This is a genomic window from Streptomyces sp. NPDC022910 (assembly GCF_055561075.1).
In genome coordinates this window covers 35,249-55,800 of record NZ_JBVHHL010000022.1, presented here as the reverse complement: position 1 = coordinate 55,800, position 20,552 = coordinate 35,249, and the positions used below count along the sequence as shown (strand labels likewise).

Sequence of the window (20,552 nt, the reverse complement as noted above, 5' to 3'; positions counted from 1 at the left end):
CGGTTCCGGTCTCCTTGCCGGGCGGAGACAGCGGCGACAGCCGCCGACGAGAAATGCTGGACCGCATGCTGATCTGGAACCAGCGCTGTCTCCTGTACGCCTTACATGAGTTCGAGATCCAGCCGCTTCCGATCGAAGATCCGGGCACGATCGCGCACCTCAACGTACGCAGGCGCACGCGATGCGGCGGCATCCTCCACGAGTACACGCACGCGGCTTTACCAGCACGGATGAGGCGTTCGACAAGCACAAGGTCAGGACTTCCACCGGACCGGCAGCTGACGCGGGCCGCGGATGAGCATGCCGCGGCGCCAGGTCAGGGCGGCCGGGTGGGCGTCGAGGGCGAGGTCGGGGCAGCGCTCCAGCAGAGCAGGGATCGCGATTCGAGCCTCCATGCGGGCGAGCGGCGCGCCGAGGCAGTAGTGGATGCCGTGACCGAAGGCGACATGGCCGTGGGCGGGCCGCCGGATGTCGAAGCGGCCCGGGTCGGGGAAGCGTGCCGGGTCGTGGTTCGCGTCCGCCAGGGCCACGAGGACCAACTCACCACCGCCGGGGATGACCGTACTGCCGATCTCGACCGGCTCGGTGGTGAACCTGAACGTCGGCGTCTCCACCGGCCCGTCGTAGCGCAGCATCTCCTCCACCGCGTTGTCGATGAGCGTCATGTCCTCGCGCAGTGCGGTGAGTTGGTCGGGATGGGTCAGCAGGGCCAGCAGGCCGTTGGAGATCAGATTGACCGTCGTCTCATGGCCCGCGACCAGCAGCAGCCAGGCGGTACCGCGCAGTTCGTCCGCGGACAGCCGGTCGCCGTCCTCGTCCGTGGTGCGGATCAGGGCGCTCATCAGGTCCTGGCCCGGGGCCAGGCGCTTGCGTTCCAGTAACTCGGCGAGGTACGTGGACACTTCACCCGTCGCGGCCAGCCGCGCCGTCGGGTCGGGGTCGGTGAGGATCGTGGCGGTCCAGGCGCGGAACGCGGCCCTGTCCAGCATCGGCACGCCGAGCAACTCGCAGATCACCGAGATCGGCAGCGGAAACGAGAGTGCCTCGACCAGTTCGGCCCGCCCTTCCGGAAGCGCCACCATCGCGTCGAGCAACTCGTCGGTGATCTGCCGCACGCGCGGCGCGAGCTGCTCTATCCGGCGCGGAGTGAACTCGCGGACGACCAACTTCCGCAGCCGCTCATGGTCCGGCGGGTCGGAGTTGAGCATGTGTGGCCCCGCAGACGGACTGGGGATCGGAAAGGAGGGAGAAGCGTTCTTCCACTGCTTGGACAATCGCGGATCCACGAGCGCGGCCCGCCCGGCCTCGTACCCGACGACGAGCCAGGCCTCCGCACCCTCCGGAATCCGTACCTTGTGCACGGGTCCGCGCTCGCGCAGCGCCGCGTAAACCGGATACGGATCGCGGACGAAGTCCTCGCCCATCGCCACCAGATCGATCACCTCGGCTGCCGCCATCGCCTGCCCCCTGTCTCCCGGTTCGCCCCGACGCTAGCGGTGGGCGGCGTCTCGGCGAAGGACGCATCCAGCCGAACCGGGCGGGGAAATCCGGCCCGACGCGGACGACGAAGGCGAGCACGGCGACCGTCATGAGCCCGAAGACCACGGTGGCCGAGTGGGGCAGCGGCGGCTGGGTGTCGGTGGGTGATGAGACAGCAGGCGAGTTAAAGGATCGTGTGACCACTCGAGGTGAAAACCGTCCGCGTTTCCGTATGAGCTCACCGAGTGGGGAAGGTGAGCCGCAGAACGATCTCGCCGTCGTCGATCTCCCCGGTGGGCTCGAACCCGAACTTACGGTAGAAGGGCCAGGGTTCGCCGTCGCCGGGCTCGTAGCTGGTCAGTAGCTCGGTGGCGCCGTCCGCGCGAACCAGGGCGGCGATTTGTGTGAGCGCCTCCCGGCCGATCCCTCGCCCCTGGTACCGCTTGTCGACGAGGAGGCGCCAGAGGAAGTGCCGCCCCTTGTAAGGACCAGCCGGCGGTTTCCACGACAGCATCACGAAGCCGACTGGCTCGTCGCCGCGGTACACGGCGCGGTACCAGGGATTGGCCTTCGGTTTCTTTGCCGCCTCCTTGAGCGACGTGGACACGGAGGCGACGAACTGCTTCTGGTCACCTCGGACGCGGAGGGCACGAACGGCTTCCCGGTTGTCGTCGGTGATCTCCCGTAGGTGCACGCCTGGGGATCTCATGTCACGCCCCTTCCGCATCCGGCAGCTGCGCCATCCGGGCCTACGTGGAGAGCCGCCACCGGGCGGCATTCCCATGCGTAAGCGCTATCGAAGATGTCAGGTTCGACGTCTTCGCAGCGTATTCGACAAGGGGAATCTGGAGCGGGACTGGCACGCCGGTCTGTGACCGCGCCCGAGGCAGCTCCTAGTGAAGGGACATTCGGCCTGAGGTGGCGATGCACATGCTGAGAGCCCAAAGTGCCAGGAGTCAGGAACGTCGGTTGCTTGATCATCTGAGCTGAGAAGGGGTCGCAGGCCCATTCGTCAGCTACTTGGGCCGACCTGGCAAACGCCCCAAGATCCTGGGTGCCCCCGAACCCGGCCGGCGCCACGGACCTGGCCGAGATCGCGGCGACCGCGAGCACCACGATGCCGATCACGTTCCAGCCGAGGGCGGCGTACTCCAGGGCGAAGCCGCGGCGCATAAGCGTCTGGTGGGCGGTGTCATCAGTGCTGGTCACGGCGAGATCTTTCCAGACCTGCCCGTCGGCCTGGAAGGCGCATGGGGCAGTGTCGAAAAGGGTTGCGTTGCTCTCAGACGACGCGGTGCGGTCGGCGATGGGCGACCTTCAGGCGGGTATGGGTGGATAGCCGGTCCCAGCCGGTTGTTCGGCAGGCTCGCTCCACGGGTCCGTCGTACAGCTTGCCCATCACGAGGCTGGGGGTGCTGTCGGGGGTGAGAGTGAGAATGATGCGGGCCTCTGGACGAGCGGCCCGGCCGACCATGTGTGCCCTGGCTCTCTGAACCTCGGGCAGGCGACCGGCATCGGCCGACAGGGCGTCGCTCACCGCGTGGTCACGGAGTTCGACGTTTTCAACGGGGGACGTTCCGCCAACAGGCATGCCGCCGGGGTGGTATCGCCGCAGCTGCGCCAGGAGCCACGCCAGGGCGAGTAGGGCGATGAGAGTCAGAGCGGCGATGACAGCAGGCCACAACCACCAGCCCAGGCCGGACCAAGTCGTGAGGTCGTGGTGGGTGAACAGCGTGTGGTGCGGGGTGGTCAGCGGCCAGCCATCGGGTGGGGTGAGGTTCCACCTCCGGTACACGTCCGCACCGGCGGCGAGCACCAAGAGGCTGCCGCCGAGCACCACCGCTCCGACCGTGGCCAGCAGGATTCGATTGGCCTTTGCCAGTGCCTCCATCGCGTTCCTCCACTTTTCGCCGATGTCCGTCTGGCGGCTATGTCGAGCGCCGCACTCGGACTGTCAATCTCGGGGAGTGGGCCAGAGCAAGTCGGTCGCGTTCCGCGTCCGTGATGGCAGTGACGAGTTCGCCCTTCACCTCACGGAGGTCACGGAAGCGCACGTCGGCCTGCACTTTGACCCGGCGTCGGCGCACACGGACCTTTGCTCGGCCAACTCCAGGGATGCGCATGGCAGTATCGCGTAGCAGTTGTGCCGCGCCGTCGCGGTCCAACCCGGCGCGTATTGCGCTGCGGTCGGCTGCGGGAATGCGCATGGGCAGCAGACGACGCATGCCGGGGGTGAGGGCCAACACGATCAGCCACAGGCCGAGGACTGCGGCAACAGCAGCGCCCGTGAGCATCCACACGTCGTCCAGCGGACGGCTTGCCAGTTCCTCGAAGAGGCCTTTGCGCCAGGCCGCTGCCTCGTATCCGGCCCGTACCCGGACGACATCGAACAGCAACATTCCGGCGCAGAACAGCACCACCAGTGCGACGATCGCGGAAGGTATCCGGCGCGAGGACCACAGTCTGCGCGATGAACGCTGCTTTCCCTCGCTCGCCAAGGCGCCGTGCCCGGGTTCGGGGACAGGCCTCGCGGGCCCTTGGTGGCTGTTCATAACTCTCCAGACAGAGCGGATGCCGCGCACGGTCATCGGACTCTCTTGCGCTCGCCCTCGATGAGCACAAGCCGCTGTACGGCCAGAGTGACTTCACTGACTTTCATCCCGGTCAACCGGGCAACGCGCTCGGCGATGTCGTGCTGTACCTGACGCGAAGTCCGAGCGATGTCGAAGGGATAGGGCAGTTCCAGTGACAGGGCCAGTCGCACTGACCCTTCGTGGACCGCAGCCGAGGCGCTGGGAGTGGCCAGGGCCCGGCCGGTGTGCGCCTCGGCTACGAGCCGTGTCAAGGACTCGCGCGCTGCCCTGGCCGCGATCCGGGCCACCACTTTGTCGGCGACCTCGGTCGCACCGCGCTCAGCCGGCGGCAGGAGCGCGGCGCCCGCCTCCGCTGCGCCGTGGGACGGTCGAGCCCCACGGACGGGAAGAGGTGGTTGGACGGTCATCGCACCCGACTCCGAGGAGGCTCCGAGTAACCGCGGGGGCGCTTGGTTTCCTGCTGCCCACCGAGGTCTTCCCGGGACCGGTCGCCCTCTTCCCGGCGGCGTACGAGATCGCCGACAACGAGGTCACCTTGCAGGAAGCAGCCGATGATCAAGCCCAGAGCTCCCAAGACCGCCACCACGAGGAACGCCCCGAAACCGCCGAAGTAGCCGGCGAACCCCAGGGTCATGCCTGTCACCAGGCCTGCTGTCGTTGTGCGCATTTCTCACTCACTGCCTCATGTCAGACGCTTCCAGAGCCCGGCGCGGGCCGGCTGGCGAGTTCACGTCACGCGGCCTTCGGCCGCCCCCGTCTCGTCTTCTTCGTCGGGCAGGTGGACGTCGTCGACGGCGATGTTCACCTCGACCACCTCCAGCCCGGTCATGCGCTCCACGGCGCCGATGACCTCGGTCCGGACCTCTGCGGCTACGTCCACGATGCAGACGCCGTACTCAACGACGACGTCGAGGTCCACGGCAGCCTGGCGTTCGCCCACTTCGACCGTCACACCCCGGCCGATTCCGGGGCGTCCACCGGGGACCCGGTCGCGGACGGCCCCGAGGGCCCTGGCCATCCCGGTCCCGAGGCTGTGGATGCCCGGAACCTCACGAGTGGCGATTGCGGCGATCTTCTCCACCACACTGTCGGCGATGGTGGTCCGCCCGCGGCTGTCGGCCGGAACGTCGGCGCCCCTGCCTCCGCCCTGCAGTGCTTGTCCGGCCTCGCTCGACTGGTCCTTGCCGATGGAAGGGCGGCTGGTCATGTCCGTCATGAGGATCTCCTCATTGATCCGCGCGGACACTGCACAGTGCCCGTCGAAAGCTTGGACACAACCCAGCCGCAATCGTCACGAAAAATTCGTGCTTTATACCATATAGAATTGTTTGTGCGGCGCTGAGGCTGGATACGCGCCTCGTAATCGGTGAGAGATCATCGACCGCTGTCCCTGTCCTGGGCCGCGCGACAGCTCCAAGCGCAATGCGAGCGGCTGATGCACAACGAACGCGGATCTCCGTCATACCTGCGGGCCGCCGACCATCCACCTGGTGGCCTGAGCCCGGCAACTGGCGGGAAATCGGCCGTCTCATCGGTCAGAGCGGTGGGGTGGGACGTCCTCGAAGGCCTGGAGGACACGCTACTGGCGGTGCGGGCCAGTGAGGGGGACGATGATGCCTTCGCCGTCCTGGTTCACCGCCACAGCGCTTCACTGCTCGCGCTGGCCCTCCATTTGCTCGAAAACTCCGTGGACGCGGAGGATGCCGTCCAGGATGCCTTTCTCAGTGCCTGGCGGCGTCTGCCGGAGTTTCGCGGTGACGCCGCCTTCCGTACCTGGATGTACCGCATCGTTACCAACCGATGTCTCAACATCATGCGCCGCCGCACCACGTGCCTGTCCCTGGACGCCGTCTCGGAGCCCGCAGCGCAAAGTGCCGACAGTGCGCCCGAGCGCGCTGCCGAGAGCGACGCCGCCACTGTCGCCCTGGCCCGGGCGCTCAGTGGGCTGAGCCCCGACCTGCGCGCCTGCTGGGTGCTACGCGAACTGCACGGCCTGCATTACGGGGAGATCTCACAGGTCGTAGGCGTCAATGAACAGACCGTGCGCGGCAGGCTCTTTCGGGCCAGGCGCTATCTGATGAAGGAGATGGGTCCATGGCGCTAGACGACCCGCATCTGCAGCCTTCCGGTGATGGGCCGCGGCCACAGGCGGGCGCCAAGCCGGTCGACTCGCGTCCTCTTGCTGACGCTCCGCTGCTCACCGGCGACCAGCTGCTTCCGTGCGGGCGTGCGCTCAGCCGTGTTTGGGAACACGCCCGCGACCTCAACGTCACCCCCGACCCGCACGCCGCCGGCTGCCGGTATTGCACGCAGGCTCTCGAGGGCCTGGTGGCTCTGGACGCAGCTGTCCTTGGTCTTCGCGCTCAGGAACGCCCCAGTGCCCAGGCTCTGGCCGACCGGGTGATGCGCGTGGTTCGCGCTGAAATGCGACTCGGCCAGATGCTGCCGCTGGATGACACCGCACAGAACTTGCAGATCGCCGAGACCGCCGCCGCGAAAGTCCTGCGCCGGACTGCCGACACCGTCCCAGGCGCCGCGGTCGGCAGTCTTCGGATAACCCCAACCGGCGACGGTCAAGCAGTACACATCGCTCTTACCCTGGCTGCCTCACTCGACCGGCCCCTGCCCGACCGAGCCGATCACGTGCGCCGAGTCATTCTCGACGCCGCAACCCGGGTGATCGGCCTGGCCGTCACCGACGTCGACATCGCGATCGTCGACACGCTGGAGCCGGCGCAGCCCACAGAAGCCGAAGTCGAATCCGAGGAAGGCGAAGTCCGATGACACTCGTGAGGACGGAGGACGATATTCGCCAAGTCGCGGCCCACGCCGCCCTCGCGGTCCCCGGTGTGGCTGGGCTGCAGCCCAGCTTCAGTCACCGCCTCGCCCGCGCCGCCGCTCGTGTGCAGCAGGCCGTCGGCATCGCGGCCGAGCCCCCCGAATCCGGCATCCGAGTCGAACACCCGTCGCAGGCCCCCGGGTGGCATGTGGAAGTGCGCTGCATGCTGCACGAGGACCGCCGCGTTGTGGATACCGCCCGCGATGTTTGTCAACAGGTCCGGTCCGCAGTCAGTGCTCATCTGTGCCGGGAGGGCGCTCCTGAACCCGTCACCATCCTGGTGGTGATTACCCAAACCTTGAGCCGTACGACCCGCAGCACCCGTGCCCTCGGCTGAGCGCATTCCCTGGAAACCGACCCGTGGACGGCTCGGCCAGGGGACCTGAGAAAAGAGCCGCCTCGCGCGGCACTGCTGGCAAGGCATTCTCACGGCACCCGCTCTTCCGGTATGGAGCTGTCCCGGGGAGCCGATACAACGAGGCCCGTGCGCGGGTCGTGGTCGAGCTGACTCGTGGCCCGCCCGCTATGGCGCGACACGCCCCTGATCTTATGGGCTCGCCCCATGGTGGCGACCCGGAGTCTCGAAGCAGGCAGTCTCGAAGCAGGCCCCAGTCACCGTCGCCCCAGGTTGGAAGAGTACGGCTGTGGACAGGGGGACCGAGAGGGCGCTCCGTCCCCCGATGCCTTGACACGTCATCGCTTGAAGGGGGTCTTAGGGGGTCTTTGGTCTTCGGCGCCCATCCGCACGGCGCCCGGCCCGCGCTCAGAGGGTTCCGGGGAAGCGGGCCCGGCCCGCCCGTCACCGGGACGACGAGAGTCGTGGGCCGGTCCCGAGGAGGGCTGACGCGCCGCCGTCCTGCGGGGTCGGCGGGCGTTTCAGCTCATAGCGGCCAGGTCTGCAGCGGGTACGCGCTTGGCTGCCCCGCTGTGAGTTCCACGAGGGTGGCCCGGTAGGAAAGAGGCATGGACAATGTCATAGACCTGCGTAGCGACACCGTCACCCGCCCGACCGATGCGATGCGTACCGCCCTGGCACGGGCCGAGGTGGGCGACGACGTGTTCGGCGACGATCCCGCCGTGAACGCTCTCCAGGAGCGGGTGGCGCAGTTGCTCGGTTTCCCCGCCGGACTGTTCGTCTCGTCCGGAACGCAGAGCAACCTGTGCGCACTGCTCAGTCACTGCGGGCGGGGCGAGGAGTACATCGCGGGGTCGAACGCCCACCTCTACAGCCATGAGGGTGGCGGGGCGGCCGCACTCGGGGGAATCCAGCCGCAGCCGTTGCCACACCAAGAGGACGGGACGCTCGACCTGACGGACATCGAGGCGGCCGTCAAGCCGGACGATCCGCATTTCGCGCGAAGTCGGCTGCTGTGTCTGGAGAACACGTTCGGCGGCACGGTGATCGCCCCCGAGTACCTTCAGACGGCCACGGCCTTGGCCCGCAAGCATCGCCTGGCGACGCACCTGGACGGGGCCCGGCTGTTCAACGCCGCGGTCGCCGGCGGCGGCGATCCCTACGACGGGGCACGGAAGATAGCGGAGCATTTCGACAGCGTGTCGGTGTGCTTCAGCAAGGGCTTGGGGGCGCCGGTGGGCTCGATGCTGCTCGGTTCACGGGAGTTCATCGGCGAGGCCAGGCGATGGCGCAAGGCCCTGGGCGGCGGCATGCGGCAGGCGGGCGTCCTGGCGGCGGCCGCCTCCTACGCGCTGGACCACCATGTCCGGCGGCTGGCCGAGGACCACGCGAACGCCGCACTGTTCGCCGAGATCCTCGACGGCGTGCCGGGACTGGAGGTCGGCGCGGCGCGCACCAACATGGTGTTCGCGCGGTCCGTTGCGGGTGTCACGCCACCGGACCTGGGGGAGCGGCTGGCGGCCCAGGGAGTGCTGTGCACGGGCGACCGGTCCACCTTCCGGTTCGTCTTTCATCTCGACGTCTCCAGGCCGGATGTGGAACGTGCGGCACGCGTGGTACGGGAGACCCTGGACGCAAGCACCGCCTGACCATCGCCGGCCGGCGGGAAACGCTGTTCTGCGACGATGCCGTCGACCTGATCCGCCTCGTCAACCGCAGATCCTCTGCCGTCAGCGAGGACAACGATCTGATGCCCTCCGCCGCGAGGGCATCGGCACCGTCTTGCTCACGGTCAATCACGCGTCGACCTCCTGCACCTGAGCCTCCAGACCGCGCAAGTCCGCGGTCGAGAGCACGATCGGTCCTGCGCTGGTGATCACATCCTCAATGACCAGCACCTGGTGCCCCCCGATGTCGGCGCCGTCGGCGAGGCGGCAGCTGCCCTACGGCTCGGCCTGCTTGCGCACCAACGCGCAGGGCAGACCCGTGTGACGGCCGAGCGCGGTCACCACGGGGTGCCGTCCATCTCCAGACCGCCGATACTCGGTGCGAGAGGGCACCAGCGGAGCCATCTGCCGGGGCGATCTCATCCAGCAGACCGGGTCCCCCGCCAGTTGCCCTTTGTGGCCAAGGCATCGCCTCCCCCACGAGCCTCAAGCGATGGGCCGTCGCTCTCCACGGTGACACCGTGAACAGGTCACAAGGCATCTTGTGCGTTCCAGGCCCTGCCTCCGTCTGTCAGTGGGTACGGTCGGGACTGGCTCAGGGGGAGGGATGCGCTTTCTCGGCCAGGTCGAGGCGGCGCATCAGAAAGCTGGCGAACATCAGCATTTCGAGGGTCTCTTGGGGATCTTCCTCCCGGTGCGGTCCGTGTCCGCGGGGATTGCGTAGGGCGGTCATGGCTCCCTTGTAGAGATCCCGCATCCCCCTTCGGGTCTTAGGAGAGTGGCCAGTTGCGCAGGGCGGCATCGGCCATCTCTTGGAGTTCGTCGCGGCCCACACCGCTCGCGGCTTGTACGGCGATGCCGTAGGCGAAGGTGGTGACATAGCGGGCCAGTAGCCCCGGATCGGCCTCGGGGGGCAGGTCGCCCTCGTCGACGGCGCGCTGGAACCGTTCATGGATGCAGGAGTAACCGTTGTTGCGCCAGGCGACGAGGAGGTCACGGACTTCCTGCCCGGAGTTGCTGGTGGTCAGGGCGCCCTGGACGCCCAGACACCCGTGGGGGTGGTCCGGGCGGGTGGTGGTCCGGACGGTGCCGGCCAGGATCGCGGTGGCGACGCCGAGGGCGGTTGGCTCCTCCAAGGCCTGGGCCAGGTATGCGCTCGGGCCTTCGGTGTAGCGCTCCAGGACCTTGCGGAACAGCTCCTCCTTGTTGCCGAAGGCTGCGTACATGCTGGTGGTGGAGATGCCCATCGCGTCGGTGAGGCCGGACAGGCTGGCCCCCTCGTAGCCGTGCTCCCAGAAGACCAGCATGGCGCGCTCGAGAGCTTCGTCGGCGTCGAATCCTCGCGGTCGGCCGATGGGGCCGCTCTGTTTGGTCTCCACCCCCACAGCCTACCCTTTCCGCATCGATCGCTGCAGAAGTGCTACCGTTCGACTTCCGCAGCGATCGCTGCAGAAATCGAAAGGGGCTGTGCAGATACTCGCTTGCGGCGAAGCCCGCCAAAGGCGCCCCGTTTCGACACACGCCGTTGACGAACTGCGCACGAACGCATGTGTCCTCGAACGCGCTTGAGGGATGCCGATCGGCGGGGCAGCGTGCGGGGAGATGGCGCCGCGGGCGGGCCGACTGCCTGGAGCGGAGAACCTTCGTTCCGCTGTGGCGCCAGGCACGGCGCCATCGCTCCACCGAACCGGCAGCACGACCGGCAGGCTCATCGATGCCGTCCCTGCCGCGGCGCCGGCAGTACTGAGCGGGTGACCCCTTGGAGCGGGGCCACCCGTCGATCTTGGGACCTGTGGCCGAGCGATGAGCCCTCCGTGCCCCGGGCCGCCTCGCGCGCTCAGCCCTCCGTGCGGGCGGGCAGCCGCCATCCCGGGCGCGGGAAGTGGCAGGTGTAGCCGTCGGGGTAACGCTCCAGGTAGTCCTGGTGCTCGGGCTCGGCCTCCCAGAAGGGGCCGACCGGCTCGACCTCGGTGACGACCTTGCCCGGCCACAGTCCGGAGGCGTCCACATCCTCGATGGTGTCCTCGGCGATCCGCTTCTGCTCGTCGTCCACGTAGTAGATCGCCGAGCGGTAGCTGAGACCGATGTCGTTGCCCTGGCGGTTCTTCGTGCTCGGGTCGTGGATCTGGAAGAAGAACTCCAAGATCGCGCGGTAGTCGGTCTTCTCGGGGTCGAAAAGGATCTCGATGGCTTCCGCGTGGGTCCCGTGGTTACGGTACGTCGCGTTCGGCACGTCACCCCCGGTGTATCCGACCCGGGTCGCCGTCACGCCCGGGAGCCGGCGGATCAAGTCCTGCATCCCCCAGAAGCATCCGCCCGCCAGCACGGCCCTCTGAGTCTGCGCTGCCATTTCGGCCCTCCAATATCTGTCGTTTCGGTCACTCGGGCTGCTCGGCTCGCACACTGGTGGCAACCCGCGCCTTCGCACCTCATCAGCGCGTAAGGGTTCCAAACAATTCCGTGCCCGCCCAAACGGCCCCGCGGTCGCCGGCCGTAGAGTGGGCGGCTCGTCGCCGGCCCCGGCTGCCCTGCCCACCTCCAGGCGCCGACGTTGGACCTGGAGCACTGCGGCCGTATGGCGTTCCGTCCGTGACCTGCGGCTGCGCGGAGTATCAAGGCCACCGGCCGTGACACGCACTCGGGGCGGGAGCGGGACATCCTCTGATGCGCCCGCCGGTCGCCGGCAGGCGCCCCACGTATGTGCACACCCGGGCTACGCCAGCACCGCGTACGTCTCGGCGGCGGTGTCGTGCAGTTGCCAGAGGCGGTCGGCGACGTTGTCCGGCTCGTGTTTCCGACCTGTGCCCACTGCGCCGACGACCACCAGGTGGGCTACGTGCAGCGGGGTGTCGGCGAGGGCCTGGGACAGCAGCGCCGCGTACGTCTGCGCGCTCGCGCGCGCCGGCGCGCGCATCGCGTGGAGCGGCGAGCATCCACGCTGGGCGTGGACTGCCAACGCTGCCCCGTCCGTTGTTGGCGGTGATGTCGGACGCCGCGCGGGTTCGCCTTGCCCTGCGCCTGCCGGGGCGTCAGCTGACCCGGCGGCAGCAGGTGGTCGGGGGCGCCGCCCGACACGGGGTGCACCTCGTGGATGGGGCAGGGTTCGACCGCAGTGTAGGCGCCTGTCACGGGTGGGTCTAAGGTCTGAATCACCGGACCAGAACGATGGGGGGCGGTCGGCAATGGCGCAGGACGAGGCCGTGATCGGCTGCACGGGGGAACTGCTCGTCGGCACGCGTGGATCCGCCGGTCCCGGCGAGATCCTGGTGCGGGTCAGGGGCGGCTCCGAGACCTTCCTCGCCTGGTCGCAAGAGCCCCTGCCGACCGGGGCCACAGTGCTCGTGATCGATTCCCGTGGATGCCGTGAAGTGGACGTCATCGAATGGGGCGATCCGTTGGACACGTTGCGCGGCGATGCCGCCGACGCCGGCTAAGGAGAAGAGGATGTTCGGTTACCGCGTTCCCGCCCCCGATGAGGCGATGCTGATCTCGGGAGGACGGCGGGGACTGGGGGGCGCGCCGTTCCGGGTGGTGACGGGGCACGGCAAGTTCGTGCTCCCCGTCTTTCGCAAGGTCCGCTTCCTCACCCTTTCGATGTGCGAGGCCGAGGTCACCGAGACCTGCGTGACGAGGCAGGGCATCGCGTTGCACGTCCGCGCCGTGATCGCGTTCAAGGTCGGGAACGACACAGAGAGCGTCGTCAACGCCGGGCAGCGGTTCCTCTCCGACCAGGATCAGATGTCGGTCCTGACCGGCCGGATCTTCGCCGGCCATCTGCGTGCCATCATCGGCTCGATGACGGTCGAGGAGATCGTCACCGAACGGCAGAAGCTCGCAGCCGAGGTGCTGGACACGTCCAAGACCGAGATGGCGAAGATCGGCCTCATCGTGGACTCGCTGCAGATCCAGTCGATCGACGACGGCGACACCGGCTACATCGACGCGATGTCCGCGCCGCACAAGGCGGCCATCCAGAGGCAGGCCCAGATCGCCCAGGCTCAGGCCAACCAGGCCGCGGCCGAGGCGGAGCAGGACGCGGCGCGCAAGCAGGCCGAGTACGCCCGGCAGACCGCGGTGGTGAAGGCGGAGTACTCGGCCGAGGTGGATCGCGCTCAGGCACACGCCGCCCAGGCCGGACCGCTGGCGCAGGCGCACGCCCAGCAGGAGGTGTTGGCCGCCCAGACCGAACTGGCCCAGCGTCAGGCCAAGCTGCGCCAGCAGCAGTTGGTCGCCGAGGTCGTGAAGCCCGCAGAGGCCGAGGCAGAGCGGGTCAGGATCCTCGCCATCGCCGAGGCGGAGCGCATGAGGATCCAGGCCGAGGCGGCGGCCTCGCACGACCGTGTCGCCCTCGACCGGATGCTGATCGACCAGCTCCCGCAGATCGTGAAGGAGGCCGCGGGGGGCCTCTCCGGTGCCAATGTCAACGTCCTGAACGGAGCGGACGGTCTCGGCGAGATAGCGGCCGGCCTGGTCGCCCAGGGCCTGACGATCCTGGACTCGGTCCGGCAGAACCTGAACGGCCAGAACAGCGGCGGCCGCCCCGAGCAGGGCAACGGTCGGCTCGAACTGCACGGCCCGCGTACGCCGGAGCAGGACACCGGCGAGGAGAGGTAGTCCCGACGGCATACGGCAGGCTCGGCCCGGGTGCCCGGGCCGAGCCACCGCGGTGCTGCTCTGTGTCCACTGGACACGCCGGACGTCTGGTGCGGCTGCGGCGGATCCGCCGGGGAGGCCGCCAAGCGTCTGTACGTTCACCCCAACACGGTGCGCATGCCGCCTGCGCCGCATCGCCGGGCGTACCGGACGCTCCCTTGCCGATCCCTGCGGCGTCCCCCAACTCTCCCTCGCGCGGCGTGCAGTGGGTCAGACACGGGGCCGCGGGCCCGAGTTGAACCCGCGCCTGACAACGCCGGCTGGACATCCGCACCATCAACGACAGGCTGCTCAGCCCTCAAGCCGACGTTCACGTCGTCCGCGGCTCCCGGACTCGAGTTGCGGGTTCACAGCAGGTTAAATAACGTTACATTCAGTCACGATGTCGCTGAATGCGAAGTCGGCATCTCATTGTTTTCTGTCTCCGGCTCGGATCTGGGTGGAGTTCGCCGGGTTGTAGGAATTGTGTGCTGGATTTCCGCTGTTGTTGAGGAATTTGAGTTTCAGTGAAGGGTTATTCCTCGAAAACGCATGGCGAAAACACGTGGCGAAAACACATGGAATGACTTCAAGGAGATCTGCCATGTCCGAAATTCCCCAGCGGCACTCTCGTCGGGAGTTCCTCTCCGTCTCGGCCGCCGCGATGACCGTGGCAACCACTGGGGCTTTCGGTCTGCACTCCGGAACCACCGAGGCTTTCGGTCTGCACTCCGGGAGGCAGGCCGCGACGACCGGGAGTGCGAGCATCCGCCCCTTCCACGTCAACGTTCCGGAGCAGGATCTGGCCGAACTCCGTCGACGCATCATCGCGACCCGGTGGCCCGACCGTGAGACTGTCCGCGACCAGTCCCAGGGCGTCCAGTTGGCGAAAATTCAAGAACTCGCACGCCACTGGGGAACGGCCTACAGTTGGCGGAACGTCGAGGCGAGGCTGAATTCCTTGCCGCAGTTCCTCACCGAGATCGACGGGCTCGATATTCATTTCATCCACGTCCGCTCTCGCCATGCGAACGCCTTGCCGATGATCCTGACCCATGGCTGGCCGGGCTCAGTCCTGGAATTTCTCAATGTGATCGACCCACTCACCAACCCCACGGCCTTTGGGGGACGCGCGGAGGACGCGTTCCATCTCGTCATACCCTCGATGCCCGGCTACGGTTTTTCGGAAAGGCCGACGAGTACCGGCTGGGGCCCCGACCGGATCGCGCGCGCCTGGGCCGTACTGATGGAGCGCCTGGAATACAAGCGCTATGTGTCCCAGGGTGGCGACTGGGGTGCGGTGATCTCGGACAAGATGGCGGTGCAGCAACCCGCGGGACTGCTCGGTGTCCACGTCAACTTCCCCGCCACCGTCCCCGCGCACATCGCCAAGAAACTCGAATGCGGCGATCCGGCCCCAGCCGGCCTGTCCGTCGACGAGAAAGCTGCATACGACAAACTGGCCGCCTTCTACAAGACGGGCTCGGGCTACTCCGCCATGATGGTCACTCGCCCGCAGACTGTGGGATACGGACTGTCGGACTCGCCCGTCGGACTGGCCGCCTGGATGTACGACAAGTTCGCCGCGTGGACCTACAGCGGCGGTGATCCCGAGCGGGTACTCACCAAGGATGAAATGCTCGATGACATCACGCTCTACTGGGTCACGAACACCGCGGTTTCTTCCGCTCGCCTCTACTGGGAGAACAACGCCAACAACTTCAACGCTGTCTCGGTTTCCATACCGGCCGCTGTCACAGTATTTCCTGGTGAAATCTACCAGGCGCCGCTGAGTTGGACCGAGCGCAGCTACCACAAGCTCGTCTACTTCAATAAGGCCCACAACGGCGGTCACTTCGCAGCCTGGGAAGTCCCGGATATCTTTACCGACGAACTCCGAGCCGCGTTCAGGTGGCTGCGCTAGCCGAAGGTCGGGTTGTACGCCGCGATCCCGAGCTGCCACCGGGGTGGCATGAAGATGCGGGAGCGGAGGGGGCCGAGTCTGCTCGCCCCCTCGACTTCGGATCGTCACTCCAGGCCCACCATGCCGTGGCCCGCGGGAGGTGGCATCGGTTCGCCCGACGCCACCTCGCACCTGTGGACGCGGAGGCGATGCTCCTGTCGGTCAGCCGCCGGCCGTGAGTTCGCCGGAGAAGGCGGCGGCCATGCGCAGCCACGGCTCGGCCTCGTCGTGGCGTCCCTGTCGTTGCAGGGTGCGGCCCAGCATGAGGTGGGCGTAGTGCTCGACCGGCTCGCGGTCGATGATCTCGCGCAACTCTTCCTCGGCGCGCCGCAGTTGCGCCGAGTGGTAGTAGGCGCGGGCCAGCAACAGCCGTGGCCCGGTCTGGTTCGGGGCCTCCTCGACGACGGCGGTGAGCAGCTTCGCGGCTTTGATGTAGTCCTTGGCCGCGAAGAGCAACTGGGCCCGCTCCCAGCGCTCGGCGGTGGTCTCCTCGTGCGGGACGCCGACGCCGTTGTCGAACAGGTGCAGGGCCGTCGCCCAGCGGTCGGCCGCGACCTCGCCGTTCGCCTGGTAGTCGTTGAAGTTGTCGATCACGAGATCTCCTCTCCCGGTGTCGTGTGCGGCATCCGTCCGGCGTTCTCGAACCCGAGCCGGCCGCTGTTGAAGTCCTCGATCGCCTGCATGACCTCGGCCTTGGTGTTCATCACGAACGGCCCCCAGTGCGCGATCGGTTCGCGGATCGGCAGGCCGCCCAGGATGAGCACGTCCAGGTTCGGTGTGCGGGTGTCGGGCTTCGCGGTCGCCTCGACGGTCAGGGCCTCTCCATGCCCGAAGACGGCCAGGTTGTGGGCGGCCAGGGGGCGCTGTTCGGCGCCGACCGTGCCGTGCCCGGACAGGCCGTAGACGAGGGCGTTGAAGTCCGGCCGCCAGGGCAGGACCAGTTGCGCACCGGGACTGAGCGTGGCATGCACCATGGTGATCGGCGTGAAGGTGCTGCCCGGGCCGCGGTGCCCGGCGACGTCTCCCGCGATGAGACGTACCAGGGCGCCGCCGTCCGGTGAGGACAGGAGTGTCGCCTGGGGACCCTCGATGCTCTGGTAGCGGGGAGGGTTCCACTTGTTGGCGCGGGGCAGGTTGACCCACAGCTGGATGCCGTGGAAAAGGCCTCCGGAGACCACGAGGTCCTCGGGCGGCGCCTCGATGTGCAGGATGCCGCTGCCGGCTGTCATCCACTGAGTGGCGCCGTCGGTGATCACGCCTCCGCCGCCGTGCGAGTCCTGGTGCTCCATCCGGCCGTCGATGATGTACGTGACGGTCTCGAAGCCGCGGTGGGGGTGCCAGGAGGTGCCCTTGGGCTCGCCGGGCGCGTACTCGACCTCGCCCATCTGATCCATGTGGATGAACGGGTCCAGCTCGCGCAGCGAAACGCCCGCGAAGGCGCGGTACACCGGGAACCCCTCGCCCTCGAAGCCCTGTGGCGCGGCGGTCACCGAGCGGACGGCCCGCTGTTCGGTCGCCTGCGGATCTAGCTCGGGGATGCGGGGCAGCCGCAGCGGACTCTCCACGGTCACGGCGGGCATGTCATCCTCCTCGGGTGCGGTGGCCGATCCGGATGCTGCACATCCCTCGGCAGGCCTTGTCGTGCATGTACTCCAACATTCAACCATCCGGGATCATTCCGCGCCGCGCCCCCGGCTCAGGCATCACACCCTCCGGCCGTTCCGGTCCACCGTGCGAGTTCACCAGCAGGGCGCCGACGGCCCGGACGGCGGGGGTCGTGGACAGCTCCTGACAGTCCACGACCACGGCTCGCTGCCCTTGGCTTCGCGGCGTCTCCGGACCCGTTGGGCCAGCCCGAGCAGTTCGCCCGGGCTCCGGGCGCGAACCGTTCGAGGACCCGGCGGGGATGACCTTGTCGGGGCCTTACCGGTAGTCGTCGGGGTGGGACTGCATCCAGGTGTTGACCTTGTCCCGGGTGCCCAGCAGGAGCTTCTGGTGCCGTTTGAGGTTCGGGAAGGAGAAGTCGCCCTCGAGGGTGTCCTGCATCGCGTGGATCCAGGTGAGGGGACCGGCGAAGTGCCCGCTTCCCTTCGGGCTGGCTTTCATCGAGTTGTACAGGTCGTCGAGGTTGGTCAGCACCCGGGTGAGGAAGTACTCGCAGTTCCCCGGGGTGGTGCAGCCGTCGTTGTAGGTGGCCTGGAGCACGGCGAAGGCGTCCCGGACCTGCGGCACCGCCGCTCCCGGCGCGGCCTCCGTGGTCGGGGAGTCCGCCCCGGAAGGGCTCGCCGGCGACGAGCCGGGACTCGACGGGTCGCTGCTCGCAGTGGGGCTCGGCGCGGTCGAGGACGGGGCACCACCGAGGGGCGCGGCCGTAGCGCTGTCGTGTCCGGAAGCGCTGTCGTGCCCGGACGAGCACGCCGCCAGCAGGACCGCCGCCAGCAGTATCGGCGCTGCGCGACGCGCGGCTGAGTACACGAGTGTCCCCCGGTGATCGACTTCCTGTGATCACTTCTCTAACAGTCCGGGCAGTGAATTGTCCACCTGTTCTGCCGCATCACCCGGTCCGGTGTCGATGTGAGCTTCACGCGAAGCCGGCGTGCTACAGAACCCACGCGACCCAGGCGGCTCCTCCGTCCGGTTCGGCGTCCGCGAACACCACGCCCATGATCGCCGTCATTCCGAGGAAGACGACCGGCACCAGCCGGCCGAGGCTGACCCGGACTTCGCGAGCCGGACGGAGCTGGGCTCCGCCAGTGGTCTTCGTGAGGCTGACCTTCGGGCGCGATTCCGTGCTGCGGGGCCGTTCGTGGCTGCTGCGTGGCTGACACCGAATGCTGCCGTGCAGGGGCCCGTCCAGGTCCCCCAGATCTTTCGGTACGCTTCCTGATACCCGACCGGATCCCAAGCCGTGGCCCCACCCGTGTTCTCCGCGGTAGCGACATGCACCGGTGCCACATATCCACTCGCCGGCTCCCCCGCGAACGCCCGGTTGAACTCGTCGATCATCTGCCAGCCCTGCTGGATCAGCGGCTCAGGGACCGTCGCCGACTGGTACTGGCGGCTGTTGATGCGTTGGAAGGCCGACAGGTCGCCGTCGCCCGCGCCGACGTTGAACGGGGGGCCGGCTCCGGGCTTCCCCCTGGCGCGCAGGGCCGGGGCCGCGTCGCCGAAATACAGGTCGTTGATGGCCGCGGAGTAGGTCCAGGTGTCACCCAGGCGGGACAGCAGGGAGGAGACCTGCTGGGGGGTGCGGGTGCTCGCGTCCGGGAGGGAGATCGGCGACGGCGGCGAGACGGACTCCGGGCAAGCGGTGCGCGAGGGTCTCGGCATGGAAGGAGCCCATGCGTCCGGCGCCGACGAGGCCGATGGCGAGGGTGTGCTGGGTGGTCATGCGGGTTCTCCGTACGTCCGTGGGTGACCGCGGTTCGAAGCGCGAACGCCGAGCGGAAACGCTCCAGGGCGCGCTCGCTGTCGCCCCCGGAGGCCCAGGCCTCCATGGCGACCGTGCCGTCGTAGCCGAGCTCCGCCAGGGCGCGGGCCACGGCCGGGTGGCGGATCTCGCCGGTGCCCGGCTCGTGGCGGCCGGGTACGTCGGCCACCTGGATCTCGCCGATCAGCCCGAGCCCGTGCGCCCGGCGGACCAGTTCGATCAGGTTCCCCTCGCCGATCTGGGCGTGGTACAGGTCCAGGTTCGTCCGCAGTCCGGGGCGGTCCACCGCCGCGACCAGGGCGAGGGCGTCGGCGGCCGTCGCGAACGGCACACCCGGGTGGTCGACCGCCGTGTTGAGGTTCTCGAGGGTGAAGGTGACGCCGGCGCTCTCGCCCAACTCGGCGAGCCGGGTGAGCGTGCGACGGGCGGCGACCCACATCGGACCCGTGACCTCGCCGGTCACCGGCACCACCGGCAGCCGTCGGCCTGTACGGCACGGTGGGCGTCACCGCCGACCTGGCGCCGTATGTGCGCGGCGAGGCGTCGGCGACCGCGACCGGCCACCGTGGGCTCGGGCGCGCAGCCGACGGCCGCCGTGGCCGGGTCATGGGCCGTCTACGGCGGTTCGACCTGGCGCCTTGCAGGTGCAGTTGTCGATCCACTCCCGGTGCAGCGTCGCCAACGGAATGGTGCGCCGGGAGTTGAGGGCGCGCGCCCGTCCCATGGGACATCCCGCTCATCCCTGGAACGACGGAACGGCATTCCCGGCCCTCGGCATGGAAACGCTGGGCGACGTGAGATCACGCTTCGTGATCGGCACTGTCAGCACGGAGGTTTCCATGATTCGTCGGACACTGCAGAGCGGCCTGGTGGCCGCGATCGCGATGTTCGCGCTCGTGCCCACGGCGGCCGTGGCCGTCGAGGGCGACCACGCCACCCCGGCGGCGCCGGTTGTGGCGACGGTCCCGCACCGCCTGCACCCGCTGCTTCCCGTCCCCGCCCGGCACACGCCCGTCCGTCACCGTGTGCACCACTCCACGCGGTGCCACCACCACGCGCGTCACGTGCGTCATGCTCGTCACATCCGACACGTCAGTCATATTCGGCACATGGGTCACGCCGGTCGTGTCCACCACGTCACATGGACGGCGTACCACCACCGTTCCGCCCGTGTCGTCGGGCGTGTCGCCACGCGCCACACCCCGCTGAACGTCCGCTCCGGCCCCGGCCTCGGCTACCGCGTGGTCGGCCACCGCCATGTCCAGGGCCGGCTGCTGCTGGTCTGCAAGAAGCACGGCTCGTACGTCTTCGGGAACCGGCACTGGTACAAGCTCGCCGGCAGCAAGGGATACGTATCCGCCCACTACGTCCGTACGCGGAGCGCCGTGTCCTGGTGCTGACGCGCCCCACCTCACCTCTCCCGAAGGAACGCCCTGCCCGGTCACCCGTGTGCCCGGGCAGGCCGTCGGTGTGCCCGTGTCCCGGTGACTCACCTATCTCCTGCCGATATCTCCTGCCGATATCGATGTGTGGCGGCACCACAGCGACGGGAACACATTCCGACAACAAGGGCGAACTGCCCAAAATGGAATC

23 protein-coding genes and 2 pseudogenes are annotated in these 20,552 nt (G+C 68.2%); 9 read left to right on the top strand and 16 right to left on the bottom strand.

The annotated features are described in order from the left end of the window. Nucleotides 1-254: 254 nt before the first annotated feature. The 7 genes from ACZ3TS_RS21715 to ACZ3TS_RS21685 form a co-directional block, all read right to left on the bottom strand. Nucleotides 255-1,457, bottom strand: a complete 1,203-nt coding sequence (locus ACZ3TS_RS21715; RefSeq protein ID WP_467620206.1) for a cytochrome P450 family protein — start codon at nt 1,455-1,457, stop codon at nt 255-257. Nucleotides 1,458-1,717: 260 nt separating this feature from the next. Continuing rightward, nucleotides 1,718-2,188, bottom strand: a complete 471-nt coding sequence (locus tag ACZ3TS_RS21710; RefSeq protein WP_467620205.1) for a GNAT family N-acetyltransferase — start codon at nt 2,186-2,188, stop codon at nt 1,718-1,720. Nucleotides 2,189-2,761: 573 nt separating this feature from the next. Next, nucleotides 2,762-3,370 carry an alkaline shock response membrane anchor protein AmaP gene (locus tag ACZ3TS_RS21705; RefSeq protein WP_467620203.1) on the bottom strand — a complete coding sequence of 203 codons (609 nt, stop codon included), beginning with the start codon at nt 3,368-3,370 and terminating at the stop codon, nt 2,762-2,764. Nucleotides 3,371-3,407: 37 nt separating this feature from the next. Beyond that, a complete protein-coding gene (locus ACZ3TS_RS21700) occupies nt 3,408-3,899 on the bottom strand; it encodes a DUF6286 domain-containing protein (RefSeq protein WP_467620201.1) in 492 nt (163 codons plus the stop codon). A 164-nt stretch (nt 3,900-4,063) separates the two neighbouring features. Further along, complete coding sequence (locus ACZ3TS_RS21695) at nt 4,064-4,480, bottom strand: Asp23/Gls24 family envelope stress response protein (RefSeq protein WP_467620199.1); 417 nt, start codon at nt 4,478-4,480, stop codon at nt 4,064-4,066. Continuing rightward, nucleotides 4,477-4,740 carry a hypothetical protein gene (locus ACZ3TS_RS21690; RefSeq protein ID WP_467620197.1) on the bottom strand — a complete coding sequence of 88 codons (264 nt, stop codon included), beginning with the start codon at nt 4,738-4,740 and terminating at the stop codon, nt 4,477-4,479. The genes ACZ3TS_RS21695 and ACZ3TS_RS21690 overlap by 4 nt, the downstream gene beginning before the upstream one ends. A gap of 60 nt (nt 4,741-4,800) precedes the next feature. Beyond that, a complete protein-coding gene (locus ACZ3TS_RS21685; protein ID WP_467620196.1) occupies nt 4,801-5,289 on the bottom strand; it encodes an Asp23/Gls24 family envelope stress response protein in 489 nt (162 codons plus the stop codon). A gap of 372 nt (nt 5,290-5,661) precedes the next feature. Between ACZ3TS_RS21685 and ACZ3TS_RS21680 the strand changes: the two genes are divergently transcribed. The 4 genes from ACZ3TS_RS21680 (at nt 5,662) to ltaE (ending at nt 8,916) form a co-directional block, all read left to right on the top strand. Beyond that, a complete protein-coding gene (locus tag ACZ3TS_RS21680) occupies nt 5,662-6,177 on the top strand; it encodes an RNA polymerase sigma factor (protein ID WP_467620194.1) in 516 nt (171 codons plus the stop codon). After that, on the top strand, nt 6,168-6,857 hold the full coding sequence (locus tag ACZ3TS_RS21675; protein WP_467620193.1) for a hypothetical protein: 690 nt from the start codon (nt 6,168-6,170) through the stop codon (nt 6,855-6,857). Before ACZ3TS_RS21680 ends, ACZ3TS_RS21675 begins: the two co-directional genes overlap by 10 nt. 5 nt (nt 6,858-6,862) lie before the next feature. Next, nucleotides 6,863-7,249 carry an Asp23/Gls24 family envelope stress response protein gene (locus ACZ3TS_RS21670; RefSeq protein WP_467620191.1) on the top strand — a complete coding sequence of 129 codons (387 nt, stop codon included), beginning with the start codon at nt 6,863-6,865 and terminating at the stop codon, nt 7,247-7,249. Nucleotides 7,250-7,875: 626 nt separating this feature from the next. Next, nucleotides 7,876-8,916: a low-specificity L-threonine aldolase gene (gene ltaE / locus ACZ3TS_RS21665; RefSeq protein WP_467620190.1), complete on the top strand. Its 1,041-nt coding sequence runs from the start codon at nt 7,876-7,878 to the stop codon at nt 8,914-8,916. A 613-nt stretch (nt 8,917-9,529) separates the two neighbouring features. On the opposite strand, the gene ACZ3TS_RS21660 is transcribed toward ltaE, so the two are convergent. The 4 genes from ACZ3TS_RS21660 to ACZ3TS_RS21645 all read right to left on the bottom strand — a co-directional run bounded on the left by ACZ3TS_RS21660 (nt 9,530) and on the right by ACZ3TS_RS21645 (nt 11,848). Further along, nucleotides 9,530-9,691 carry a TIGR02391 family protein gene (locus tag ACZ3TS_RS21660; RefSeq protein ID WP_467620187.1) on the bottom strand — a complete coding sequence of 54 codons (162 nt, stop codon included), beginning with the start codon at nt 9,689-9,691 and terminating at the stop codon, nt 9,530-9,532. 13 nt (nt 9,692-9,704) lie between these two features. Beyond that, nucleotides 9,705-10,313 carry a TetR/AcrR family transcriptional regulator gene (locus tag ACZ3TS_RS21655; RefSeq protein ID WP_467620185.1) on the bottom strand — a complete coding sequence of 203 codons (609 nt, stop codon included), beginning with the start codon at nt 10,311-10,313 and terminating at the stop codon, nt 9,705-9,707. A 458-nt stretch (nt 10,314-10,771) separates the two neighbouring features. Then, complete coding sequence (gene msrA / locus ACZ3TS_RS21650; RefSeq protein ID WP_467620184.1) at nt 10,772-11,284, bottom strand: peptide-methionine (S)-S-oxide reductase MsrA; 513 nt, start codon at nt 11,282-11,284, stop codon at nt 10,772-10,774. A gap of 363 nt (nt 11,285-11,647) precedes the next feature. Then, complete coding sequence (locus tag ACZ3TS_RS21645) at nt 11,648-11,848, bottom strand: hypothetical protein (protein WP_467620182.1); 201 nt, start codon at nt 11,846-11,848, stop codon at nt 11,648-11,650. 268 nt (nt 11,849-12,116) lie between these two features. Here ACZ3TS_RS21645 and ACZ3TS_RS21640 point away from each other — a divergent pair, with 268 nt between their 5' ends. From ACZ3TS_RS21640 to ACZ3TS_RS21625, 4 genes are all read left to right on the top strand, one after another. Continuing rightward, a complete protein-coding gene (locus tag ACZ3TS_RS21640) occupies nt 12,117-12,368 on the top strand; it encodes a hypothetical protein (RefSeq protein ID WP_467620180.1) in 252 nt (83 codons plus the stop codon). Nucleotides 12,369-12,378: 10 nt separating this feature from the next. Then, nucleotides 12,379-13,548 (top strand): flotillin family protein, encoded by a 1,170-nt coding sequence (locus tag ACZ3TS_RS21635; protein WP_467620178.1) that lies wholly within the window; start codon nt 12,379-12,381, stop codon nt 13,546-13,548. Nucleotides 13,549-13,578: 30 nt separating this feature from the next. Further along, nucleotides 13,579-14,097, top strand: a complete 519-nt coding sequence (locus ACZ3TS_RS21630) for a helix-turn-helix domain-containing protein (protein WP_467620176.1) — start codon at nt 13,579-13,581, stop codon at nt 14,095-14,097. Nucleotides 14,098-14,170: 73 nt separating this feature from the next. Continuing rightward, nucleotides 14,171-15,490, top strand: a complete 1,320-nt coding sequence (locus ACZ3TS_RS21625; RefSeq protein ID WP_467620175.1) for an epoxide hydrolase family protein — start codon at nt 14,171-14,173, stop codon at nt 15,488-15,490. A 201-nt stretch (nt 15,491-15,691) separates the two neighbouring features. Here the strand turns inward: ACZ3TS_RS21625 and ACZ3TS_RS21620 are convergent, their stop codons facing one another. The 5 genes and pseudogenes from ACZ3TS_RS21620 to ACZ3TS_RS21600 form a co-directional block, all read right to left on the bottom strand. Further along, complete coding sequence (locus tag ACZ3TS_RS21620; RefSeq protein WP_467620174.1) at nt 15,692-16,123, bottom strand: tetratricopeptide repeat protein; 432 nt, start codon at nt 16,121-16,123, stop codon at nt 15,692-15,694. Then, the gene (locus ACZ3TS_RS21615; protein WP_467620172.1) at nt 16,120-17,109 is read right to left on the bottom strand and encodes a pirin family protein; all 990 of its coding nucleotides are present in this window, start codon (nt 17,107-17,109) and stop codon (nt 16,120-16,122) included. Before ACZ3TS_RS21615 ends, ACZ3TS_RS21620 begins: the two co-directional genes overlap by 4 nt. A gap of 343 nt (nt 17,110-17,452) precedes the next feature. Then, nucleotides 17,453-18,004, bottom strand: coding sequence for a hypothetical protein (locus ACZ3TS_RS21610; RefSeq protein WP_467620170.1), 552 nt, complete (start codon nt 18,002-18,004; stop codon nt 17,453-17,455). Between the two features lie 384 nt (nt 18,005-18,388). Further along, nucleotides 18,389-18,805 (bottom strand): annotated as a pseudogene (locus tag ACZ3TS_RS21605) (type 1 periplasmic-binding domain-containing protein); the annotation flags it as partial. Nucleotides 18,806-18,984: 179 nt separating this feature from the next. After that, a pseudogene (locus ACZ3TS_RS21600) lies at nt 18,985-19,398 on the bottom strand (TIM barrel protein); the annotation flags it as partial. A gap of 400 nt (nt 19,399-19,798) precedes the next feature. On the opposite strand from ACZ3TS_RS21600, the gene ACZ3TS_RS21595 reads away from it, so the two are divergent. Continuing rightward, the gene (locus tag ACZ3TS_RS21595; RefSeq protein WP_467620168.1) at nt 19,799-20,359 is read left to right on the top strand and encodes a hypothetical protein; all 561 of its coding nucleotides are present in this window, start codon (nt 19,799-19,801) and stop codon (nt 20,357-20,359) included. Nucleotides 20,360-20,552 lie beyond the last annotated feature (193 nt).

Excerpts from the sequence above, each read along its gene's own strand:
- ACZ3TS_RS21675 (WP_467620193.1), top strand. The coding sequence starts at position 6,168 with ATGGCGCTAGACGACCCGCATCTGCAGCCTTCCGGTGATGGGCCGCGG.
- ACZ3TS_RS21625 (WP_467620175.1), top strand. The coding sequence starts at position 14,171 with ATGTCCGAAATTCCCCAGCGGCACTCTCGTCGGGAGTTCCTCTCCGTC.
- ACZ3TS_RS21710 (WP_467620205.1), bottom strand. The coding sequence starts at position 2,188 with ATGAGATCCCCAGGCGTGCACCTACGGGAGATCACCGACGACAACCGG.
- ACZ3TS_RS21645 (WP_467620182.1), bottom strand. The coding sequence starts at position 11,848 with ATGCGCGCGCCGGCGCGCGCGAGCGCGCAGACGTACGCGGCGCTGCTG.
- ACZ3TS_RS21635 (WP_467620178.1), top strand. The coding sequence starts at position 12,379 with ATGTTCGGTTACCGCGTTCCCGCCCCCGATGAGGCGATGCTGATCTCG.
- ACZ3TS_RS21640 (WP_467620180.1), top strand. The coding sequence starts at position 12,117 with ATGGCGCAGGACGAGGCCGTGATCGGCTGCACGGGGGAACTGCTCGTC.
- ACZ3TS_RS21685 (WP_467620196.1), bottom strand. The coding sequence starts at position 5,289 with ATGACGGACATGACCAGCCGCCCTTCCATCGGCAAGGACCAGTCGAGC.
- ACZ3TS_RS21715 (WP_467620206.1), bottom strand. The coding sequence starts at position 1,457 with ATGGCGGCAGCCGAGGTGATCGATCTGGTGGCGATGGGCGAGGACTTC.
- ltaE (WP_467620190.1), top strand. The coding sequence starts at position 7,876 with ATGGACAATGTCATAGACCTGCGTAGCGACACCGTCACCCGCCCGACC.
- ACZ3TS_RS21615 (WP_467620172.1), bottom strand. The coding sequence starts at position 17,109 with ATGCCCGCCGTGACCGTGGAGAGTCCGCTGCGGCTGCCCCGCATCCCC.
- ACZ3TS_RS21705 (WP_467620203.1), bottom strand. The coding sequence starts at position 3,370 with ATGGAGGCACTGGCAAAGGCCAATCGAATCCTGCTGGCCACGGTCGGA.
- ACZ3TS_RS21660 (WP_467620187.1), bottom strand. The coding sequence starts at position 9,691 with ATGCGGGATCTCTACAAGGGAGCCATGACCGCCCTACGCAATCCCCGC.
- msrA (WP_467620184.1), bottom strand. The coding sequence starts at position 11,284 with ATGGCAGCGCAGACTCAGAGGGCCGTGCTGGCGGGCGGATGCTTCTGG.
- ACZ3TS_RS21690 (WP_467620197.1), bottom strand. The coding sequence starts at position 4,740 with ATGCGCACAACGACAGCAGGCCTGGTGACAGGCATGACCCTGGGGTTC.
- ACZ3TS_RS21595 (WP_467620168.1), top strand. The coding sequence starts at position 19,799 with ATGATTCGTCGGACACTGCAGAGCGGCCTGGTGGCCGCGATCGCGATG.
- ACZ3TS_RS21695 (WP_467620199.1), bottom strand. The coding sequence starts at position 4,480 with ATGACCGTCCAACCACCTCTTCCCGTCCGTGGGGCTCGACCGTCCCAC.